Raw genomic sequence first — 19197 nt, 5'->3', positions numbered from 1 at the left:
CGGAATTTAATCATGAACGGTGTAAACAACCGGACCGGAAAACGCCTGTCCGGCGTCGCCCATTTGCGCCAGTCCGTCAGCGACATACTGACCACGCCCATCGGGAGCCGGGTTCTTGTCCGGGACTATGGCAGTGATCTGTTTTCGCTGGTGGATAACCCCCGGGATGATTTTACCAGACTACAAATAATCGCTGCGTCTGCGACCGCACTGGCACGGTGGGAGACGCGGCTGAAGGTAACACGTGTGCTTGTTTCCTTTCCTGAAGGGGAGTCCGGCTGTGTGCTGGATATCGAGGGGATCAACAAGGAAACCAATTTACCTGTCAGAACGGGAGACATAACGATTTATGGCAAGCAGCTATGACGTGATCAACCTGTCCGAACTGGACGTACCGGATGCCATTGTGGTGCCGGATGCGACTGAAATTTTCACCCGGTGGCTGGCGCGCCTGCGGGAACTTGATAAGCAGTTTGATGCGCTGGTGGAATCCGATCCGACGTTTAAACAGGGGGAGGTGAATGCCTACCAGCTGACACTTGCGTTTCAGCGGGTTAATGATGCCGTGCGGGCGGTATTTCTCGCGAGTGCAAAAGAGGCAGACCTTGACCAGATAGGTGCTGCATTCAACGTTAAACGTCAGGTTATTAAGCCCGGCGATCCGCTTGCCATCCCGCCAGTGGAGCCTGAACTGGAAGACGATGCGGCATTTCGCGAACGTATCCAGCTTTCATGGGCGCAGCTGAATACAGCAGGCGCGCGTAACGCATACCGCTTTCATGCGAAGTCTGCCGATACGGATGTGCTGGATGCAGATGCCTATGGGCCGGAAACCCATAACCGGCCTGGCTACGTTGATGTCTATGTCCTGTCCCGTACCGGGGATGGAACAGCGGGACAGACCCTGCTTGATAAGGTTAACAGCACACTGAATGCGGATGAAATCCGCCCGTTAACGGACTATGTGACGGTAAAAAGTGCCTCGATTGCAAACTATGCAGTTACGGCGGAGCTGGAGATCCCGGAAGGACCTGACGCCAGTACGGTGCTGAATAATGCCATCGATGTTTTACGGTCATACACCATGCTTTCCCATCGGATTAAAACTGTCATCCCGCTGTCCGCCATTTATGCCGCGCTGCAGCAATCCGGTGTGGTACGGGTAAGGCTGATTTCTCCGGTGACAGATCTGGAAGCGGAAGCGGGTAAAGCCCCGTGGTGTACCGCCATTAATGTCACCCGCAGGGAGGTAAGCAGCAATGACGGCTAAGTTTCGATCTCTGCTTCCTCCAGGCGCATTTCATGAAGAGCGGGCGCAGGAGCAGGCCAGCGCTGAGCAAATCGCCACCCTCGATACCAACATGGTGCGCAAGTCCAAAAATCCTGACACCTGTCCGGCGCATCTTCTCCCCTGGCTGGCCTGGGAGCATGCCGTTGATTTCTGGGATGACGGCTGGACAGAGGCGCAGAAGCGACAGGTGATAAAAGATGCCGCTTATGTTCATCAGCACAGGGGAACGGCCGGGGCGGTACGCCGTTCTCTCGGGTCTGTGAACCTGCCCACAACCGTGGTTGAGTGGTGGGAAGACACGCCGCGCGCTGAACCTTACACCTTCCGGATCGAAGTACAGAGCAGTGAGGGGGTCAGCGACGCTCTCTATCATCAGATCCGCCAGCTCACCGATCGGGCCAAGAACCTGCGCAGCTATCTGAGCAGAATCGATGTGATGGCGAATGTGGGTATGGACGGGGCTTTTTATATTTCGGGTGCGACAACAGCGCATATCGATGTGGACATTTTTGCCGGGGAATCTCATGGCTGATTACTACTCAATTATCACTAACCGGGGTAAAGAACTGGAAGCGGAGGCGCTGGCCAGTGGTCGCCTGATTGTACTGACTCACTTTGTGGTGGGGGACAGTAATGGCAAGCAGGTTAAACCCGATCCGTCGCAAATCCTGTTGATCAATGAAACGTACCGGGGAGATATCGCTGAGCTGGTGGTGTCACCGGAGCAGTCCACGCAGTTAATGGCGAAAATCGTCCTGCCGACCGGGGTTGGTGGATTCACCGTTCGCGAAGTCGGTTTAATGACTGACGCCGGAGAGCTTTACGCGGTGGCAAACTGCCCATCGATCGATAAGCCGGTTGGTGGTGTCAGCGTTAACATGCAGTTTCGCCTGGCGGTATCAGATACCTCAAATATCACGCTGAATGTTGCTACAGGTGACGGCTTATTCCTGCGCATTGACCAGAACCTGAAAGAGATAAAAGCGCGGGGCGCGGAAGCACAAAAAACGTCGCGTGAATCCATTGGTGTCCTCGATGGCACGACACAACAAAGAGGGCTGGTTCAACTTAACAGTGCGGTGAACAGCACCAGTGAAACGCAGGCTGCCACCCCTGCCGCAGTTAAAATCGCAATAGATAATGCGAATGCGCGGCTGGCTAAAGACCGGAACGGCGGTGACATTCCGAATGTCGCATTATTTCTACAAAACCTTGGTTTGGTAGAAACGATAAATCGCGCGGCTGGATCGCTGCAAAAAGACCAGAACGGTGCGGATGTGCCACAACCTGATAGGTTCGTGCGAAATATCGGTGCTGCGAGGGCTTTCAGTGGTGGAATAAGCATTGGTGGAGGCGGCAACTGGACGACTGCGGAGTTTATTGTCTGGCTTGAAACACAGGGGGCATTTAATCATCCGTACTGGATGTGCAAGGGTTCATGGTCTTACGGTGATAATCGAACCATCACTGATACGGGGTGCGGGAATATCCAGTTGGCTGGGGCTGTGGTCGAGGTAATGGGCGACCGTGGCGCTATGACTATTCGTGTCACTACAGCCACGACAGGTGAAGGTGCACTCAGCGCTCAGTTTACCTATATCAATCATGGTGATGGATATTTACCCGGATGGCGCAGGGATTTGAAGCGTTCCGGTGACACCATGAGTGGTGAGTTGAAAATTCCAGGAGCCAATGCGCTGAGGATATTTAATGCACAGTTTGGCCTGATTTTCCGGCGTACGGAAGAATATCTGCATCTTATCCCCACGCTGGAAAATCAGGGCGAAACTGGCGATATCGGCCCACTGCGACCACTCAGCATCAACCTCAGAACGGGTGAGATTTCGATGTCTCACAAATTACTCGCCAGCGGTGGTGCTCAGATTAACGGTGCGTTGGGTATTGGGATTGAGAGCGCCCTCGGTGGTAACTCAATTGTTTTGGGCGACGGTGATACCGGATTTAAACAGAACGGTGACGGCGTTCTTGATGCTTATTCCGATAGTCGTCAGGTGATGAGGATTGTTCCCGGTGGTGTGCAGGTATTTGGCTCAACGGGGAGCTGGATTTACATGCGCGAGCAGACTTGTTTTTCCAGCGTTGCACCTGTGGACAAAGACGGCGCATCAGCAATTGTCAGGCAGGAACACCCGGACAGACATTTTATCCTTGGTGGGCTGGGTAATCATCAGTTCGGCATTTATATGATAAATAAATCCCGTTCAGAAAATGGAACTGATGGGCAAGCTTATCTGGATGAAAACGGGGACTGGGTAAGCGGTGGTCGGATTATTCCGGGCAGCTACGAAAATTTTGATGCTCGCTATCAGCCGCGAGGTAATTACGCAACGCAGGAATGGGTATTACAGAACTTTGTCCAGAATATTCGCGTCAGTGCGCCGCAGGAGCGTAAGTTTTGGGATGGTGCTAAATAGCTGCGCGGAATAGTAGATCACTGAAAGGGAACTCAGCCCGGATTGTGCGATCTGATCAATCGCCAAACCAACCAAAATCACCAACCGGACTGAGCGATGCCGATCATAGTACCAATACCCCGTGGCGAACGACGCCTGATGCAGAAAGCTATTCATAAAACGCGTGATAAAAATCATGCCCGCAGACTCACGGCCATGCTGATGCTTCATCGGGGTGAACGGGTCAGCGATGTTGCCAGAACTCTCTGTTGTGCCCGTTCATCCGTTGGTCGCTGGATTAACTGGTTTACGCACTCAGGTATTGAAGGCCTGAAATCCTTACCCGCAGGGCGCTCCCGACGCTGGCCTTTTGAACATATCTGCACCCTGTTACGTGAGCTGATAAAGCATTCTCCCGGCGATTTTGGTTATCAACGTTCACGCTGGAGCACCGAATTACTGGCAATAAAAATCAATGAGATAACCGGTTGCCAGTTACATGCAGGAACCGTTCGCCGCTGGTTGCCATCTGCGGGGCTTGTATGGCGCAGGGCCGCGCCAACTCTGCGTATCCGTGACCCACATAAAGATGAAAAGATGGCGGTAATCCACAAAGCGCTGGATGAATGCAGCGCAGAGCATCCGGTATTTTATGAAGATGAAGTGGATATCCACCTTAATCCTAAAATCGGTGCGGACTGGCAGTTGCGCGGACAGCAGAAACGGGTAGTGACGCCGGGGCAGAACGAAAAATACTATCTGGCCGGCGCACTGCACAGTGGCACGGGTAAAGTCAGCTACGTGGGCGGCAACAGCAAAAGTTCAGCGCTGTTTATCGCTCTGCTGAAGCACCTGAAAGCCACTTACCGGCGGGCGAAAACAATCACGCTGATCGTTGATAACTACATTATCCATAAAAGCCGCGAAACACAGCGCTGGTTGAAAGCAAATCCCAAGTTCAGGGTAATTTACCAGCCGGTTTACTCGCCGTGGGTGAATCATGTGGAACAGCTATGGCAGGCACTTCATGACACGATAACCCGTAATCATCAGTGCCGCTCAATGTGGCAGTTACTGAAAAAGGTCCGCCATTTTATGGAAACCGCCAGCCCATTCCCCGGAGGAAAACATGGTCAGGCAAAAGTGTAGCGGTATTAGGCGCAGCTATTTAGCTGGTCCAGCAATGACAGCGCATTTGCGACAGCAATATGGATGGTCGGTGGTAGCTCGAACGTTGGTGGTCTACTTGTCCGTTATATTCAAAAACTGATTAACGGCACCTGGTATAATGTCATCGAATAAGAGGTAAAGGATAAAATGCAGCACCTTAAAAATCTAAAAAAATACACACCAAACGATGAAAATAGCCTGTTGCTTATCAAAGAACATAATGTTGAATTTTATGTTTCTGAGGATGGACAAGATTGGTATCAATCACAGACAAATTTCTCACCAGATACATTGAAAATTGCTTACGATGAAGCCGGTATTATTCGCAGCATTAGCCGAGACGTTTCAAACATTTACCCGCGAAACTTAAGTGTTGTTGAAGTTGAAATCGGCACTGAAAATAAAAATGTGGATATATCAGGTGGTTGGGTTTTTGACAACGGTGAAATTAAACCACGCCAATATTCACAAAAGGAATTGTACGCGCAGGCTGAAGCGAAGAAAACGGAGCTATTATCTGCCGCAGCTGCCTCTATTGCACCTCTACAAGATGCTGTCGATGAAGGAATGGCGACAGCAGAAGAAACCGCCGCATTGTCAGAATGGAAAAAATATAGGGTGAGAGTTATGCGTGTTGATACAACAAAACCTGAATGGCCTACGCCACCGAATATTCAGGCCACTTAACATCTGGTGCTGTAGTTAAGTCAAGGCGGCGTAGCGCGGTACGATAAGCCCGTAACGCCGCCAGTTCCGTTTCTTCGTCGGCTGATATATCACCATCTTTTTGCGCAGCTTCAAGCCAGTCAATACGCGCTGTAGCTTTAGCCATGCGGCGGTCGCGTTCCGCTTCTGCGTCAGCCAGGTAATTGCGGATTTGCTGCAATTTGTCGTCTTTATAAAACCAGTCATCCCCCAGCGTGACGCGCAAATTAGCTTTTGTAGCCGGAAGCTCTACAACACTCATATTGACCGGAAAAAAGGCATGAATATTTGTCGTGAACGTTCTGACACGACCATCATCGTCATAGCCAATTTTCAGTGTTTCAGATTCATTAAATAATTTAATAACGTCATACCAGTCATTACCTTTATCATCCTGCAAAAATAGAACATTCTGACCATCGATAATTTTTGGTCTGTCAGTGGTATCAGGTGTATAGGGGGTGAATCTACCGAAACGTTGCATTTTTATTTACCTTTAGTTAATTACATACCAGGTGTTATTAACCTGTTTTCGCGTATAACGAATGATATAGTTACCAACGTTACTGCTCCCACCAACCATTTTAAAATTGTACATGGCTGCCCCATCTGTTCCTCGCGTATACCCATTCCCGTCCCAGAAACCAACCTCAGCAGGTGCTGTCAGATCGATATTCTGGACGAAGTTTTGTAGCACCCATGCCTGTGTTGCAACTTCAACTCCACTAACTTTTATCGGCACCGCACTTTCAATGGCGCCGTGGAGAAACCGGAAAACATGAACATTGTTGGCATAAACATCCAGAATGCCGTCACCGTTCTGTTTAAAACCAGTATCGTTGTCGCCCAAAGCAATTGAGTTATCGCCTAGAGCGCTAGTTGTTCCGATACCCAAATTGCCATTCAACCCGCCACCAGTAATAGGCAATGCGCCTACATCACTGGCTGTTGGTTTATTTTCCGTGTTGTAGTCTATAACCCATGGAGTCTGTTCAGACATATCTCCATTCCATGTCTGGCGACTGGCGCTCGCCCCGGTATGACTGAAATATTGCTGTAGCCATACATCTCCTGAACGCGCAACGAACATAAAACCGTATCCGTACAGCTTGTAACCATTTGGGTATTTGGGAAAATCAGCTACCTTGTCAGGGTTCTCAACGCTCACCAACCACCACCCAGGCGCGGATGCAGAGGCCATTGTGCCGTTATTTCCAATATACCCAATGGGGTCTTTCGGAATGGCACCAATATCAGCGGCGGCTGTCGGGATTTTTAGTACCCGCCAATTTATCGAAGTATTTGCCTCGTGTATTCTCCACGCCAGATAACTTATATTTGTATCGTATCTGGAAAGCAAAAGCGCACAATCATTACCCGAATCACGGATGCCGATAACATTCACATAAACAAACGTATTTGCAAACTCAGGCATTCCCGCGGGGAAATTGATTGCAGCATTTACTTCAATGAAAAGGGTTTCACCTGCTGCAAATTCATACGAATTAAAATTAAAGCCGCGTGAAGCGTGAATTACAGTTACCCCCAAATTCCGGTCGCCAACCTTTAATACACGACCGAGAGTATTATCATTTCTCGACGTTGTAGCGTCGAGCGTTGCGGCTGTACCTAGTTGCAGCGCATTACGCGCCTGTACTTTATCCGAGATATCATTCAGGTTCTGGTCTTTTTGCAGCGAACCGGCTGCGCGATTTATCGTTTCTATTAAACCAACGTTTACGAAAATGAATATTTCAGGTGCAAATGGCATGATCCCGGCTTTTAGCGAAGGGATTGATCATGCTGATAGGCTATGTACGGGTGTCAACAAATGACCAGAACACAGCATTGCAGAGAAACGCGCTTGAGTGTGCAGGATGTGAGCTGATATTCGAAGACAAGATAAGTGGAAAAACGTCAGACCGACCAGGCTTAAAAAAGGTGCTCAGAACATTATCAGAAGGTGACACGCTGGTGGTCTGGAAGCTGGATCGTCTCGGTCGTAGTATGCGGCATCTTGTCGTGTTGGTCGAAGAAATGAGGGAACGCGGCATAAACTTCCGTAGCCTGACCGACAGTATAGATACCTCCACACCGATGGGACGCTTTTTCTTTCATGTCATGGGAGCGCTTGCGGAGATGGAGAGAGAGCTTATTGTTGAGCGAACACGGGCTGGTTTAGCAGCTGCGCGCGAAGATGGTCGGATCGGCGGCAGACGACCAAAGTTAACTGCTGAAGAGTGGGCTCAGGCTGGAAGGTTGATTGCTGCTGGAGAGTCACGAAAACGTGTGGCTATAATTTATGATGTAGGGGTGTCAACGCTATACAAAAAATTTCCTGCGCGGTGTTGAGAAGACGCCACCGCGTCGTCGTATGCAAGAACGGGCGGCGGCGGACTGGCGAACGTTCGATAGTGCGAGTATTGAATGATTGCCAGTCACGGCGGATTGTACTTAAGCAATATCAAGGTTCAAGGCGTTTAATCTGAAACCATCCACATATCAGCTTCTTCAAACATTTCCTGAACAGTACGGCTAATCTGTTCCTTCTCGTGCTTGCTGGTGTCAGTGTTGATCGCCGGCAGTGTCATCATCGGTTTTACCCAAGTACCAGTATCGGGAAAAGGCGCGGTTTCACACTTATTTCCCTTAGGGAAGGTGCGAACAAGTTCCTGATATGAGATCATCATATTCATCCGGAGCGCATCCCAGAGGGACATCATGAGCCATCAACTCACCTTCGCCGATAGTGAATTCAGCACTAAGCGCCGTCAGACCCGAAAAGAGATTTTCCTCTCCCGCATGGAGCAGATTCTGCCATGGCAGAATATGACCGCTGTCATCGAGCCGTTTTATCCCAAGGCGGGCAATGGCCGACGGCCCTATCCGCTGGAGACCATGCTGCGTATTCACTGCATGCAGCATTGGTACAACCTGAGCGACGGTGCCATGGAAGATGCCCTGTACGAAATCGCCTCCATGCGCCTGTTTGCCCGATTATCCCTGGATAGCGCCCTGCCGGATCGCACCACCATCATGAATTTCCGCCACCTGCTCGAGCAGCATCAACTGGCCCGTCAATTGTTCAAGACCATCAATCGCTGGCTGGCCGAAGCAGGCGTCATGATGACCCAAGGCACTTTGGTGGATGCCACCATCATTGAGGCACCCAGCTCTACCAAGAACAATGAGCAGCAACGCGATCCGGAGATGCATCAGACCAAGAAAGGCAATCAGTGGCACTTTGGCATGAAGGCCCACATTGGTGTCGATGCCAAGAGTGGCCTGACCCACAGCCTGGTCACCACCGCGGCCAACGAGCATGACCTCAATCAGCTGGGTAATCTGCTTCATGGAGAGGAGCAATTTGTCTCAGCCGATGCCGGCTACCAAGGAGCGCCACAGCGCGAGGAGCTGGCCGAGGTGGATGTGGACTGGCTGATCGCCGAGCGTCCCGGCAGGGTAAAAACCTTGAAGCAGCATCCGCGCAAGAACAAAACGGCCATCAACATCGAATACATGAAAGCCAGCATCGGTGCCAGGGTGGAGCACCCGTTTCGCATCATCAAGCGGCAGTTCGGCTTCGTGAAAGCCAGATACAAGGGGCTGCTGAAAAACGATAACCAACTGGCGATGTTATTCACCCTGGCCAACCTGTTTCGGGTGGACCAAATGATACGTCAGTGGGAGAGATCTCAGTAAAAACCGGAAATAACGCCAGAAATGGTGGAAAAAATAGCCTAAATAGGCTGATTCGATGTGTTTGCGGGAAAAAAATCGGCCCAGATCCGCGAAATTTTAATCAGCGAGTCAGCTTGGGAAGAAATGACCTGCTTATTCGCACCTTCCTTAGAATTACATCCTTTACATTAGACCTATGAATACAAGATGAAGTGCCACTTATTTGGCTAAAATGCAAACACAAATCTAACTTGGATGTGGTTTTGCGTTATTTTATAACGTTCTTTTCTAATAAAAAACATAAAGATATATTTGTTTTAGCCGATAATCTGTTTTAACTGTATGTATTTGATTCACGACAGATAGTAGAATGTATGTTGTTACATAGGGTCAGGCATATAAAGAGGTCGGTGTGAAGAATAACCACAATTTAAAACGAATTAAGCCTTATGTGATATCAATCACGTTTTCATTTTTTATTTTTTTCTCATTGTCTGAGATTTCAATGTATTATATATACAAGGAGAGGATTGCATCATATACAGAACGAGTTTTGAATAGAAGTGTTAGTCTCATTCAACAGATTGATAAAATAAATGATAGTTATGAAATATTTAATGCTTATAGTCCTTGTAGTGAACTACAACTTCATGCTCTAAGAGTGGCCTTATGGCCCTATGCTCTTATAAAAGATATATCATTTATTTCAAATGGTGCAGTCATATGTAGTGCTTTATGGGGAGTGTTGCCAGCACCATTGCTTCTCAATATCTATGATAGAAAAGTTGAAAAGGACAATGTAACTTGGTTTTTTGGTGTGTTACTGGGAAATAATGTAAAAGCTGATTTGCTAAGCAATCAAAAATTAGCCATAACGATTTCACCATTTGCATTTAATAGATTTGTTACAGACCATGAAGAGAAGGGGTTTTCTGCAATTGTAGGTGACAGAGATCATTCGCTTCATTTGTTCAAACTTGGTGAGCAGGTCGATCTTCTTGAAGAGGCTCAGCATGATAAATCCTACCAACTAGGACTTATTACCACGCAAAGCTGTAATAAAAATAATAATATCTGTGTCATGGGGGGAGTTAAATTTCCGTGGATGAGTTTCGATAGTTGGTTAACGATGTTGTTGATTTCCTTTACATCTATTGTAACTGGTGTTCTTCTGGGTGGTTTTTATAATCAAAGAGTTGCACGTAAGCAATCATTAGTTTCAAGATTAAAAAATGCGATAAGAAGCGAATCATTATATCTTGTGTATCAACCTATTTATAAAATAAAAACCGGAAAAATTATTGGTGTGGAAGCACTAATTAGATGGGATGATCATGATATTGGTAGCATTCCTCCTGATATTTTTATCCCTATTGCAGAGAAGCATGGTTTAATCCAGGGAATAAGTGATTTTGTATTTCGAATGGTAGTAAAGCAAACCATGTCTCTTTCTGAGGAATTTGATATTTTTATAAGCATTAATGTTAGTTCTCAAGACCTTCTGTCGGAATCATTTCAAGAAAAAGTGTTTCAGATGATTGATGAATCAAATATAAAACCAGGTATGATAATGATGGAGTTAACAGAAAGGCAGAGCGCGGAAATAAATTCCCTCCAAAAGGTTATTTCTTTATTTAATAATAAAGGTATATCAATAGCTATTGATGATTTCGGGACTGGTCATTCAAATTTAAACTGGCTATCAAATTTACAAATAAATGAAATTAAAATTGATAAGTCAATTACAGATTCTATCGATGAATGCTCTATAAATAATAATGTATTGTCAGGGTTGGTGGAGATTTTTAAAGATATAACTCACAAAGTCGTTTTCGAAGGTGTAGAAACATCAACTCAGGTGAAATATTTAACTGAAATGTTCCCTGAGTGCGGTGTCCAAGGGTGGTATTACTCAAAGCCACTATCTATAGATAAATTGACAAAATTAGTCGAGGATGCCAATTTGCCTTAACATTTAACACTTTATTTTCATTGTTTTCGCATTCTATATAACACGTGTAACCGCGAGCTATATAAATTTAACTGCAGAAGGATTTTGATATCTTGCCGCATTCAATCTGCGAGTTGGTTCAAAATTGTATGTAATGTCATGTTCGGCTTCATCAGAGAGCTGGCCGAGTTAGGCTTCACGCGTCATTGACTGGGAATATCTTCCACACAGTCTCACCTCTAGGTTGTACTTTGAACTATAGGTTTTAGCTCAGAAAGTGTTGGTATATTAAGTATGGATAAACGCGTAACTAGTTGAATTTTATGAAGTGGAAATATTGTGGATATACCAGCAAGAAAAGTTAAGTTATTGAAAATATTACCAATGAAATCGGTCTCGAAAACCGGAGTAGGGGCAACTCTACCGGGGGTTCAAATCCCCCTCTCTCCGCTACTATTCAAGCACTTGCACGCCTCGCTTTCAACGACAGTTCTCATGGATGTTTTTTTCTTTGAGTATCCTCACAAGTTTATCGTTGTAATGCCCGTGTGATAAAAAAATACGTTTCGTATAAATAAAAAGCCCGCTTCATATGAAGCGGGCTTGCTTATTTTTGCGTCAATTAGAACTGGTAGACTAAACCAACGGCAACGATGTCGTCAGTTGCGATACCATTGCTTTCATAGAAGCTGTCGTCTTCATCCAGCAGGTTGATTTTATAATCGACATAGGTGGACATATTTTTGTTGAAGTAGTAAGTCACACCCACATCAACATATTTGACCAGGTCTTTGTCGACATAACGCCAGTTACCACGACTCACTTCCTGACCACCTAAATCGCTACCTTTAGATTGCAGGTAAGCGATGGAAGGGCGCAGGCCGAAGTCGAACTGGTACTGAGCAACGGCTTCAAAGTTTTGCGTTTTGTTAGCGATACCGCCGCTAGCCTCACCGTTACCACCGCCATAGTAAGTCATATTGCGGGTTTCTGAATACATGGCTGCCAGGTACACGTTGTTCGCGTCATATTTTGCACCAACGGTCCAGGCATCCGCAGTTTCACCGCCAGCATAGTTGTTGCGTTTGTTCATACCGTCCTGGTAACCACGCGCAACCTGGTCATCCGTACGGTCAGAACTGGAGTATGCCGCACCGAGGCTTAAACCGAAGTCGAAGTCATAGGAGGTAGAAATACCGAAACCGTCACCATTTTCTTTCGCCAGTTTACGGTTTTGGCTATTACCGGAACCTTCCTGGCCACTCCATGTACCTTCACCTTCATTATTACCCTGATACTGCAGTGCAAAGTTCAGGCCATCAACCAGACCGAAGAAGCCGTTATTACGGTAGGTAGCCACGCCGTTAGTACGACCGGTCATATACACGTCGGTCTGGGTGTAGGAGTCACCGCCAAATTCTGGCAGCATATCGGTCCAGGCTTCTACGTCGTAGACCACGCCATAGTTACGACCGTAGTCGAAGGTACCGTTCTGGCCAAAACCTAAGCCGGCAAAGCCCAGACGAGTCCAGGAATCGCCTTTGTCACCTTCGGTGCCGTTGGCCTGAATGTTATATTCCCACTGACCGTAACCGGTCAGCATCTCGTTGATCTGTGTTTCACCCTTGAAACCTACACGCGCATAGGTCTGATCGCCATCGTTGCCCGCATCGTCAGAGAAATAACGCAGACCGTCGACTTTACCGTACAGATCCAGTTTATTGCCGTTCTTATTATAGATTTCAGCCGCATTTGCTGCGCCTGCAGCTAATAAAGCAGGGAGAAGCAGTGCCAATACTTTTCTTTTCATTATGTATTCCCTTTGCATGATAATTAAAATGAATATGTAGTACTATCCGAGTGACTACATTTGGATACTATCTATGAAGTTCATTTAATTTAAAATATAACATGTAACAAATGTATTTAAAATATTTTCAAAATGTTTCTTTTGCATCTTTATATAATTATGCGCGTGTGTTAATTACATTGGTATTCGCCATGTGAATTGTTTTTAATCAGTTAGTTATATGTGTTTATCTATTTATTTGTTATGTGTATTTTATTTGTTTTAGATGTTTGTTTTTAATATTCATATAAATTATTTTTCGATATTGGCGTGGTGGGCTTTATAAATTCATGTGGATTTTATTTTTAGTGCAATAATAAAAGATGATTATGTAATGGGGCGGGCAGTGGCCTGCAATGAAAATTGTTGCTAAGGTGATTTTCTTTCTACAAAGGGAGATAGCATGAAACTGCACGACTGGCAGTCGCGATTTGAAGCCTGGTTAGCTGATAACCATTCTGGACAAGATGCTGCACATGACATCTTTCACTTTCGACGTGTGTGGATAACGGCGCAAAAGCTGAGTACAGATGCAACCGTAGACTGGCTGGTGGTGTTGACCGCGTGCTACTTCCACGATCTCGTCAGCCTGCCAAAGAACCATCCTGAGCGTCATTGTTCGTCGGTACTGGCAGCCAAGGAAACACGTCGTGTTTTGATGCGCGATTTTCCGGATTTTCCACAACAGCGGTTATCGGCAGTGTGTCATGCCATTGAGGCGCACAGTTTTAGCGCCAAAATCGCGCCAGAAACCCTTGAAGCGAAAATCGTGCAGGATGCAGACCGGCTTGAGGCGCTGGGTGCAATTGGTTTAGCGCGCGTATTTGCCGTTTCAGGGGCGTTAGGGGTTGCGCTGTTTGATGCGGAAGATCCGTTTGCCCGAAAGCGTAGCCTAGACGATAAACAGTACGCGCTCGATCACTTCCAGACCAAGTTATTGACGTTGCCGTTGACGATGCAAACCGAACGAGGGAGGCATTTGGCACAACATAATGCGGATTTTTTACTGACGTATATGGCGAAGCTGAGTGCGGAGTTAAAAGGAGAATACGAAATGCTGGATCTTGACGCGATTCAATCCTTTAAAGCGCGCTAGTCGCCAATACGGCTGAAACGTCAACCGTGCTAATTTATGTTAATCTGTCGGTTATCCATTTCTGCCGGTTAAATGTATGCAGGATAATTTTTCAGTAGCAGGCTCCATGAACCCGATGACAGATGAAAACGAGACCGACGTGCAGGTGATGTTGGCTAAGTTGCTTGAAATATATGACGTGAAAACGCTGGTTGCTCATCTGAATGGCGTTGGCGAGAACCGCTGGAGCCCGGCCATTTTTAAACGAGTAGTTGCTAATGAAACATGGCATCGCCTCAGCGACCGCGAGCTCATTCATCTGAATACTTTGTTGCCGAAACCACCTGCGCATCATCCGCATTATGCCTTTCGCTTTATCGATCTTTTTGCTGGCATTGGGGGTATTCGTCGCGGCTTTGAAGCTATTGGCGGGCAGTGCGTGTTTACCAGTGAGTGGAACAAGCATGCGGTGCGCACCTATAAAGCGAACAACTACTGCGATCCGCTCCAGCACAACTTTAATGAAGATATTCGTGATATCACACTCAGCCATCACGATGGGGTGAGTGACCAGCAGGCGGCAGAACATATTCGCCAGCATGTTCCTGAACATGACGTGCTGTTAGCCGGATTCCCTTGTCAGCCATTTTCTCTGGCTGGTGTATCAAAGAAAAATGCGTTAGGGCGGGCACATGGTTTCGCCTGTGATACGCAAGGCACGCTATTTTTTGACGTGGTGCGCATTATCGATGCGCGTCGGCCAGCCATATTTGTGCTCGAAAACGTCAAAAACCTGAAGAGTCACGATCAGGGCAAAACGTTTCGCATCATTATGCAAACGCTGGACGAGCTGGGTTATGACGTGGCGGATGCGGCGGATAACGGTCCGGACGATCCGAAAATTATCGATGGGCAACATTTTTTGCCTCAGCATCGCGAACGTATCGTGCTTGTCGGCTTCCGACGCGATCTGAATTTGAAATCAGACTTCACGCTGCGGGATATTGTCACGCGTTATCCGCCGCGGCGTACCACGCTGGCGGAACTGCTTGAGCCGACCGTCGATGCGAAATATATACTGACGCCGGTGCTGTGGAAATACCTCTATCGCTATGCGAAAAAGCATCAGGCGCGGGGCAATGGATTTGGCTATGGCATGGTGTATCCCGGTAACCCTGATAGCGTAACGCGCACATTATCTGCGCGTTATTATAAAGATGGGGCGGAGATCCTGATTGACCGTGGCTGGGATATGGCGCTGGGTGAAAAAGATTTTGACGATCCGCAGAATCAGCGACACCGCCCACGCAGACTTACGCCCAGAGAGTGCGCGCGCCTGATGGGGTTTGAATCTCCGCAGGGCTATCAGTTCAGGATCCCTGTGTCAGATACCCAGGCTTATCGCCAGTTTGGTAATTCGGTGGTCGTTCCGGCATTTGCGGCGGTGGCCAGGCTGCTGGAGCCGAAAATCAGGCAGGCAGTTGCTATTCGCGAGAAAGAGAATCAGCGTGGCAGACGTTCACGATAAAGCAACACGCAGTAAAAATATGCGGGCGATAGCTACCCGCGATACCGCAATTGAAAAACGCCTTGCCAGCGTGCTGACAGAGCAGGGGGTAACGTTTCGCGTGCAGGATGCGACGTTACCCGGTCGCCCCGATTTTGTGGTGGATGATTATCATTGTGTGATTTTTACTCACGGCTGTTTCTGGCACCACCACGATTGCTATTTGTTTAAAGTCCCCGCGACACGAACGGAATTCTGGCTGGAAAAAATAGGCAAAAATGTCCAGCGCGATGCGCGGGATTGTGAAAAGTTGCAGGCTCTGGGCTGGCGCGTACTGATTGTCTGGGAGTGCGCCCTGCGCGGTCGCGAAAAGCTGGACGATGAAGCGTTATCTGAACGTGTCATCGAGTGGATCTGCGGCGGTGGTGACACCGCGCAGATCGACACTCTCGGTATTCATTTACTGTAACGTTTTTTCCGACGGGGTAGCAACGGCATCCGCTTTAACAGGGAACAGGTATTTCCCCAACGTTACCAGCACCACAGCAAACACGATCACGCCGAGCGCCAGCCATTCGATAGGGGCCAGTCTTTCTCCCCCCAGACCGGTACCTAACAGCACGGCAACAACCGGATTGACGTAGGCATAGCTGGTGGCTAGCGCCGGGCTGACATTGCGGATCAGGAACATATACGCATTAATGGCAATAATGGAGCCAAACAGGGCCAGGTAAGCCACCGCCATAAAGCCTGAAAATGTTGGCATGGTGGTCAGTTTTTCCCCGGAAAGTAGCGATGCACACATCAGCACAATACCGGCGGCTAACATTTCAATGGCTCCGGCCATCATGCCAACGGGTAGGGTAATGCGTGAACCGTATACCGAGCCAAACGCCCAGCTTATTGAACCGATCAGGATCAAAATAGCGCCCCACGGATTGCCACTTAAATTGCCCCCGCTGTTCAGCATGATGATCCCAGCTAGCCCAATCGCTATCCCCAACCATTCCAGCTTGCGCGTTTTGATGCCAAAAAAGTGGCTAAAACACAGCGTAAATAACGGGACGGTGGCGACCACCACGGCGGCAATACCGGAAGGGACATTTTGGTGTTCTGCGACGGTGACCAGCCCATTACCTACAGCCAGCAGCAGGATACCAATTAACGCGGCGTTCAGGATTAGGCGTAAGGGGGGCAGCTTGTGCCCGCGAATAAGTAAGAAACTTGTTAATAAAATGCCCGCGGAGAGAAAACGTACGGCTGCCATCATTAACGGCGGCCAGCTTTCAACGCCAATGCGAATAACGAAGTACGTGGAACCCCAAATGATGTACAGCGCGAATAGCGCACTGAAAAGCGGTAACAATTGCCTGAAACGCATAATCCCTCACGGTGGAAATAAAAAGGTGCAACATAGTAAACGTCAAAACTATCTTACTGGCGAGATTTATAATTACGTGTTGATGTTAAAAACTTGTTGACCAGAAAGGTCAGTTTCAGCATGGCGTGTTTTACTTCATACTTATGACTGCAAAAAAATAATATTGAGGGTGAAAATTTTGGCAGGAAGTAGCTTACTGACCTTACTCGATGATATCGCCACGCTGCTGGATGATATCTCAGTGATGGGAAAACTGGCCGCGAAAAAAACCGCGGGCGTGCTGGGGGATGATCTGTCGCTTAATGCACAGCAGGTGTCGGGCGTGCGGGCGAACCGCGAACTCCCGGTGGTCTGGAGTGTAGCGAAAGGATCGTTTGTTAACAAAGTTATTCTGGTGCCGTTGGCGCTATTGATAAGCGCATTTATTCCCTGGGCGATCACCCCCTTATTAATGGTAGGTGGGGCGTTTCTCTGTTTTGAAGGGGTGGAAAAGGTTCTGCATACCCTGGAGGCGCGGAAGCACAAAGAAAGCCCGGAAGAGCGTCAGCAGCGTCTGGCTGCTCTGGCCGCACAGGATCCACTCACCTTTGAGAAAGATAAAATCAAAGGGGCAATACGTACCGACTTCATTTTGTCTGCCGAGATTGTCGCAATTACGCTGGGTATTGTAGCGGACGCACCCTTGCTGAATCAGGTGTTGGTGCTATCAGGTATCGCGTTAGTGGTGACCGTGGGCGTGTATGGCCTGGTCGGGATTATCGTTAAGCTTGACGACATTGGGTACTGGTTGGCAGAAAAGCGCAGCCTGCTTGCCCAGTCGTTGGGCAAAGGGTTACTGGTGGTTGCCCCCTGGCTTATGAAAACACTTTCTGTGGTCGGCACACTGGCGATGTTTTTAGTGGGAGGCGGCATTGTGGTACACGGAATATCGCCGCTGCATCATGCGATTGAACATTTTGCTCAGCAGCAAAGTACATTGATTTCGCTAATGCTTCCGACCCTGCTTAACCTGGTGCTCGGCTTTATCATCGGTGGGATTGTCGTTCTGCTGGTAAAAGCTGTCGCCAGAGTGCGCGGAGTTTCGCACTAATTGTTACAGGACTGATTACGCAAAACGCCTCCTTGTCATCTAAGGTGTAAAGGTTTCTCTTGATACAGGAGGCAGGTATGGTCTTTTCTGTCAGTGAGGAAGTCACCTCCAAAGAGGGTGGCCCACGTATGATCGTTACCGGGTATGCCAGCGGAATGGTGGAGTGTCGCTGGTACGACGGCTTTGGCGTTAAACGGGAAGCATTCCGTGAAGATGAACTGGTGGTGCCTGGCGAGCGAAGACAGCTCTGTCAGGATGCCTGAACATTTGGCTCGACCGTAACCTGGTGATCTCTCACCCATTAGTTATATTTATCATTCCGGTGAGAATTATTTACTTGTCAGGCAAAAAAATTGCAGATAAGGTTTGGTTCACATCAGATTTTCTGGTGTAACGAATTTACAAGTGCTTCTTGCATAAGCAAGCTTGATCCCGACCCGATAAGGGCCGGGATTTTTTTCGCCCTCAGTCAGCGATTGATTTCCGACACGCTAAAATCATGGATATCAAGCTCGAACGCATCGGCCAGTTCATGCCATGTATGGTAATCACGCCCGTCAACGCTGACGCGCTCCGGGTCATCCTGGCTGCGATGAATTTCACTCTCGCAGATTTCGTTGATTGCCTTTAGCAGCGCGTCGACATCGACGCTGACTTCACGTTTGGCCGTATCGCTGTACTCTTTCGCGGTTTTCATCCTCATACCTCTCAACCGTTAAGGATACCGGGGGAGCGTACCCAAACATCAGATACGCACAACTTAAGTATAGACCGTCGATAAAACCCGCAATCGCGCGTGCACAGCGCTGCCAGAAAAAGGAATTTGTTCTACACTGGCACAAAGCCACAGGAGGAAAACTATGAAGGTGAATGATCGGGTTACAGTCAAAACGGACGGCGGTCCTCGTCGACCGGGCGTGGTACTGGCAATCGAAGAATTTAGTGAAGGCACCATGTACCTGGTTTCGCTGGAAGACTACCCGCTCGGTATCTGGTTCTTTAATGAATCAGGTCATCAGGATGGTATCTTTGTGGAAAAAGTGGAGTGACATGAGTTTCGCTGTTTGATTCTGACTGGTGGAG

The 19197-nt window shown here is 48.0% G+C and carries 21 protein-coding genes, 1 tRNA gene and 1 pseudogene; 17 read left to right on the top strand and 6 right to left on the bottom strand.

Features of this window, described 5'->3' with window-relative positions; genetic code table 11:
• Positions 1-12 precede the first annotated feature (12 nt).
• From C2U43_RS15795 to C2U43_RS15765, 6 genes are all read left to right on the top strand, one after another.
• The gene (locus C2U43_RS15795) at positions 13-366 is read left to right on the top strand and encodes a GPW/gp25 family protein (protein WP_103285462.1); all 354 of its coding nucleotides are present in this window, start codon (positions 13-15) and stop codon (positions 364-366) included.
• Entirely contained in the window at positions 350-1270 is a 921-nt protein-coding gene (locus C2U43_RS15790; protein WP_103285461.1) for a baseplate assembly protein, read from the top strand. The genes C2U43_RS15795 and C2U43_RS15790 overlap by 17 nt, the downstream gene beginning before the upstream one ends.
• Positions 1260-1823, top strand: a complete 564-nt coding sequence (locus C2U43_RS15785) for a phage tail protein I (protein ID WP_044711171.1) — start codon at positions 1260-1262, stop codon at positions 1821-1823. The genes C2U43_RS15790 and C2U43_RS15785 overlap by 11 nt, the downstream gene beginning before the upstream one ends.
• Positions 1816-3726, top strand: coding sequence for a phage tail protein (locus C2U43_RS29810; RefSeq protein WP_233899542.1), 1911 nt, complete (start codon positions 1816-1818; stop codon positions 3724-3726). The genes C2U43_RS15785 and C2U43_RS29810 overlap by 8 nt, the downstream gene beginning before the upstream one ends.
• A gap of 96 nt (positions 3727-3822) precedes the next feature.
• Positions 3823-4854: an IS630-like element ISEc33 family transposase gene (locus C2U43_RS15770; protein ID WP_001752311.1), complete on the top strand. Its 1032-nt coding sequence runs from the start codon at positions 3823-3825 to the stop codon at positions 4852-4854.
• 168 nt (positions 4855-5022) lie between these two features.
• Positions 5023-5562 (top strand): tail fiber assembly protein, encoded by a 540-nt coding sequence (locus tag C2U43_RS15765; RefSeq protein ID WP_071444916.1) that lies wholly within the window; start codon positions 5023-5025, stop codon positions 5560-5562.
• Here C2U43_RS15765 and C2U43_RS15760 read toward each other — a convergent pair.
• Complete coding sequence (locus C2U43_RS15760; RefSeq protein ID WP_071444917.1) at positions 5534-6064, bottom strand: tail fiber assembly protein; 531 nt, start codon at positions 6062-6064, stop codon at positions 5534-5536. The two genes, C2U43_RS15765 and C2U43_RS15760, sit on opposite strands and share 29 nt — an antisense overlap.
• Before the next feature lie 12 nt (positions 6065-6076).
• A complete protein-coding gene (locus tag C2U43_RS30220; RefSeq protein WP_103285460.1) occupies positions 6077-7351 on the bottom strand; it encodes a hypothetical protein in 1275 nt (424 codons plus the stop codon).
• A 29-nt stretch (positions 7352-7380) separates the two neighbouring features.
• On the opposite strand from C2U43_RS30220, the gene C2U43_RS15750 reads away from it, so the two are divergent.
• Positions 7381-7932: a recombinase family protein gene (locus tag C2U43_RS15750; RefSeq protein ID WP_053390079.1), complete on the top strand. Its 552-nt coding sequence runs from the start codon at positions 7381-7383 to the stop codon at positions 7930-7932.
• A 128-nt stretch (positions 7933-8060) separates the two neighbouring features.
• Here the strand turns inward: C2U43_RS15750 and C2U43_RS30085 are convergent.
• Positions 8061-8204, bottom strand: a pseudogene (locus C2U43_RS30085) (DinI-like family protein); the annotation flags it as partial.
• 97 nt (positions 8205-8301) lie between these two features.
• On the opposite strand from C2U43_RS30085, the gene C2U43_RS15740 reads away from it, so the two are divergent.
• The 4 genes from C2U43_RS15740 (at position 8302) to C2U43_RS29400 (ending at position 11662) form a co-directional block, all read left to right on the top strand.
• On the top strand, positions 8302-9282 hold the full coding sequence (locus tag C2U43_RS15740; RefSeq protein WP_103285459.1) for an IS5-like element ISKpn26 family transposase: 981 nt from the start codon (positions 8302-8304) through the stop codon (positions 9280-9282).
• Positions 9264-9461: a hypothetical protein gene (locus tag C2U43_RS30080; protein WP_327003390.1), complete on the top strand. Its 198-nt coding sequence runs from the start codon at positions 9264-9266 to the stop codon at positions 9459-9461. The genes C2U43_RS15740 and C2U43_RS30080 overlap by 19 nt, the downstream gene beginning before the upstream one ends.
• Before the next feature lie 212 nt (positions 9462-9673).
• A complete protein-coding gene (locus tag C2U43_RS15730; protein WP_103285458.1) occupies positions 9674-11233 on the top strand; it encodes an EAL domain-containing protein in 1560 nt (519 codons plus the stop codon).
• Between the two features lie 309 nt (positions 11234-11542).
• Positions 11543-11662, top strand: a tRNA-OTHER gene (locus C2U43_RS29400).
• Positions 11663-11834: 172 nt separating this feature from the next.
• Here the strand turns inward: C2U43_RS29400 and ompC are convergent.
• A complete protein-coding gene (gene ompC / locus C2U43_RS15725) occupies positions 11835-13022 on the bottom strand; it encodes a porin OmpC (RefSeq protein WP_103285457.1) in 1188 nt (395 codons plus the stop codon).
• Between the two features lie 442 nt (positions 13023-13464).
• Between ompC and C2U43_RS15720 the strand changes: the two genes are divergently transcribed.
• From C2U43_RS15720 to C2U43_RS15710, 3 genes are all read left to right on the top strand, one after another.
• Positions 13465-14157 (top strand): phosphohydrolase, encoded by a 693-nt coding sequence (locus C2U43_RS15720; RefSeq protein ID WP_103285456.1) that lies wholly within the window; start codon positions 13465-13467, stop codon positions 14155-14157.
• Positions 14158-14233: 76 nt separating this feature from the next.
• Entirely contained in the window at positions 14234-15664 is a 1431-nt protein-coding gene (locus C2U43_RS15715; protein WP_103285455.1) for a DNA cytosine methyltransferase, read from the top strand.
• On the top strand, positions 15645-16112 hold the full coding sequence (locus tag C2U43_RS15710; RefSeq protein WP_003839067.1) for a very short patch repair endonuclease: 468 nt from the start codon (positions 15645-15647) through the stop codon (positions 16110-16112). The genes C2U43_RS15715 and C2U43_RS15710 overlap by 20 nt, the downstream gene beginning before the upstream one ends.
• Here the strand turns inward: C2U43_RS15710 and yedA are convergent.
• Positions 16104-17024 carry a drug/metabolite exporter YedA gene (gene yedA / locus C2U43_RS15705; protein ID WP_003834062.1) on the bottom strand — a complete coding sequence of 307 codons (921 nt, stop codon included), beginning with the start codon at positions 17022-17024 and terminating at the stop codon, positions 16104-16106. The genes C2U43_RS15710 and yedA overlap by 9 nt on opposite strands.
• Before the next feature lie 178 nt (positions 17025-17202).
• Here yedA and C2U43_RS15700 point away from each other — a divergent pair, with 178 nt between their 5' ends.
• Both C2U43_RS15700 and C2U43_RS15695 read left to right on the top strand, forming a co-directional pair.
• The gene (locus C2U43_RS15700; protein WP_100272212.1) at positions 17203-18114 is read left to right on the top strand and encodes a DUF808 domain-containing protein; all 912 of its coding nucleotides are present in this window, start codon (positions 17203-17205) and stop codon (positions 18112-18114) included.
• A 77-nt stretch (positions 18115-18191) separates the two neighbouring features.
• Complete coding sequence (locus tag C2U43_RS15695) at positions 18192-18377, top strand: YodC family protein (RefSeq protein ID WP_003030415.1); 186 nt, start codon at positions 18192-18194, stop codon at positions 18375-18377.
• A 206-nt stretch (positions 18378-18583) separates the two neighbouring features.
• Here C2U43_RS15695 and yodD read toward each other — a convergent pair whose 3' ends face one another.
• On the bottom strand, positions 18584-18811 hold the full coding sequence (gene yodD / locus C2U43_RS15690) for a YodD family peroxide/acid resistance protein (RefSeq protein WP_003030417.1): 228 nt from the start codon (positions 18809-18811) through the stop codon (positions 18584-18586).
• 163 nt (positions 18812-18974) lie between these two features.
• Here yodD and dsrB point away from each other — a divergent pair, with 163 nt between their 5' ends.
• Positions 18975-19163: a protein DsrB gene (gene dsrB, locus C2U43_RS15685; RefSeq protein ID WP_003030419.1), complete on the top strand. Its 189-nt coding sequence runs from the start codon at positions 18975-18977 to the stop codon at positions 19161-19163.
• Positions 19164-19197 lie beyond the last annotated feature (34 nt).

This window comes from Citrobacter freundii complex sp. CFNIH9, from assembly GCF_002903305.1.
Classification (GTDB): domain Bacteria; phylum Pseudomonadota; class Gammaproteobacteria; order Enterobacterales; family Enterobacteriaceae; genus Citrobacter; species Citrobacter portucalensis.
The sequence above is the reverse complement of the archived record's forward strand: the minus strand, read 5'-3'. Positions and strand labels throughout refer to the sequence as shown.

Bases quoted from the DNA above. Each gene is read 5' to 3' on its own strand.
- C2U43_RS15795 (WP_103285462.1), top strand. From the start codon at position 13: ATGAACGGTGTAAACAACCGGACCGGAAAACGCCTGTCCGGCGTCGCC.
- C2U43_RS15790 (WP_103285461.1), top strand. From the start codon at position 350: ATGGCAAGCAGCTATGACGTGATCAACCTGTCCGAACTGGACGTACCG.
- C2U43_RS15785 (WP_044711171.1), top strand. From the start codon at position 1,260: ATGACGGCTAAGTTTCGATCTCTGCTTCCTCCAGGCGCATTTCATGAA.
- C2U43_RS29810 (WP_233899542.1), top strand. From the start codon at position 1,816: ATGGCTGATTACTACTCAATTATCACTAACCGGGGTAAAGAACTGGAA.
- C2U43_RS15770 (WP_001752311.1), top strand. From the start codon at position 3,823: ATGCCGATCATAGTACCAATACCCCGTGGCGAACGACGCCTGATGCAG.
- C2U43_RS15765 (WP_071444916.1), top strand. From the start codon at position 5,023: ATGCAGCACCTTAAAAATCTAAAAAAATACACACCAAACGATGAAAAT.
- C2U43_RS15760 (WP_071444917.1), bottom strand. From the start codon at position 6,064: ATGCAACGTTTCGGTAGATTCACCCCCTATACACCTGATACCACTGAC.
- C2U43_RS30220 (WP_103285460.1), bottom strand. From the start codon at position 7,351: ATGCCATTTGCACCTGAAATATTCATTTTCGTAAACGTTGGTTTAATA.
- C2U43_RS15750 (WP_053390079.1), top strand. From the start codon at position 7,381: ATGCTGATAGGCTATGTACGGGTGTCAACAAATGACCAGAACACAGCA.
- C2U43_RS15740 (WP_103285459.1), top strand. From the start codon at position 8,302: ATGAGCCATCAACTCACCTTCGCCGATAGTGAATTCAGCACTAAGCGC.
- ompC (WP_103285457.1), bottom strand. From the start codon at position 13,022: ATGAAAAGAAAAGTATTGGCACTGCTTCTCCCTGCTTTATTAGCTGCA.
- C2U43_RS15720 (WP_103285456.1), top strand. From the start codon at position 13,465: ATGAAACTGCACGACTGGCAGTCGCGATTTGAAGCCTGGTTAGCTGAT.
- C2U43_RS15715 (WP_103285455.1), top strand. From the start codon at position 14,234: ATGCAGGATAATTTTTCAGTAGCAGGCTCCATGAACCCGATGACAGAT.
- yedA (WP_003834062.1), bottom strand. From the start codon at position 17,024: ATGCGTTTCAGGCAATTGTTACCGCTTTTCAGTGCGCTATTCGCGCTG.
- C2U43_RS15695 (WP_003030415.1), top strand. From the start codon at position 18,192: ATGGTCTTTTCTGTCAGTGAGGAAGTCACCTCCAAAGAGGGTGGCCCA.
- yodD (WP_003030417.1), bottom strand. From the start codon at position 18,811: ATGAAAACCGCGAAAGAGTACAGCGATACGGCCAAACGTGAAGTCAGC.
- dsrB (WP_003030419.1), top strand. From the start codon at position 18,975: ATGAAGGTGAATGATCGGGTTACAGTCAAAACGGACGGCGGTCCTCGT.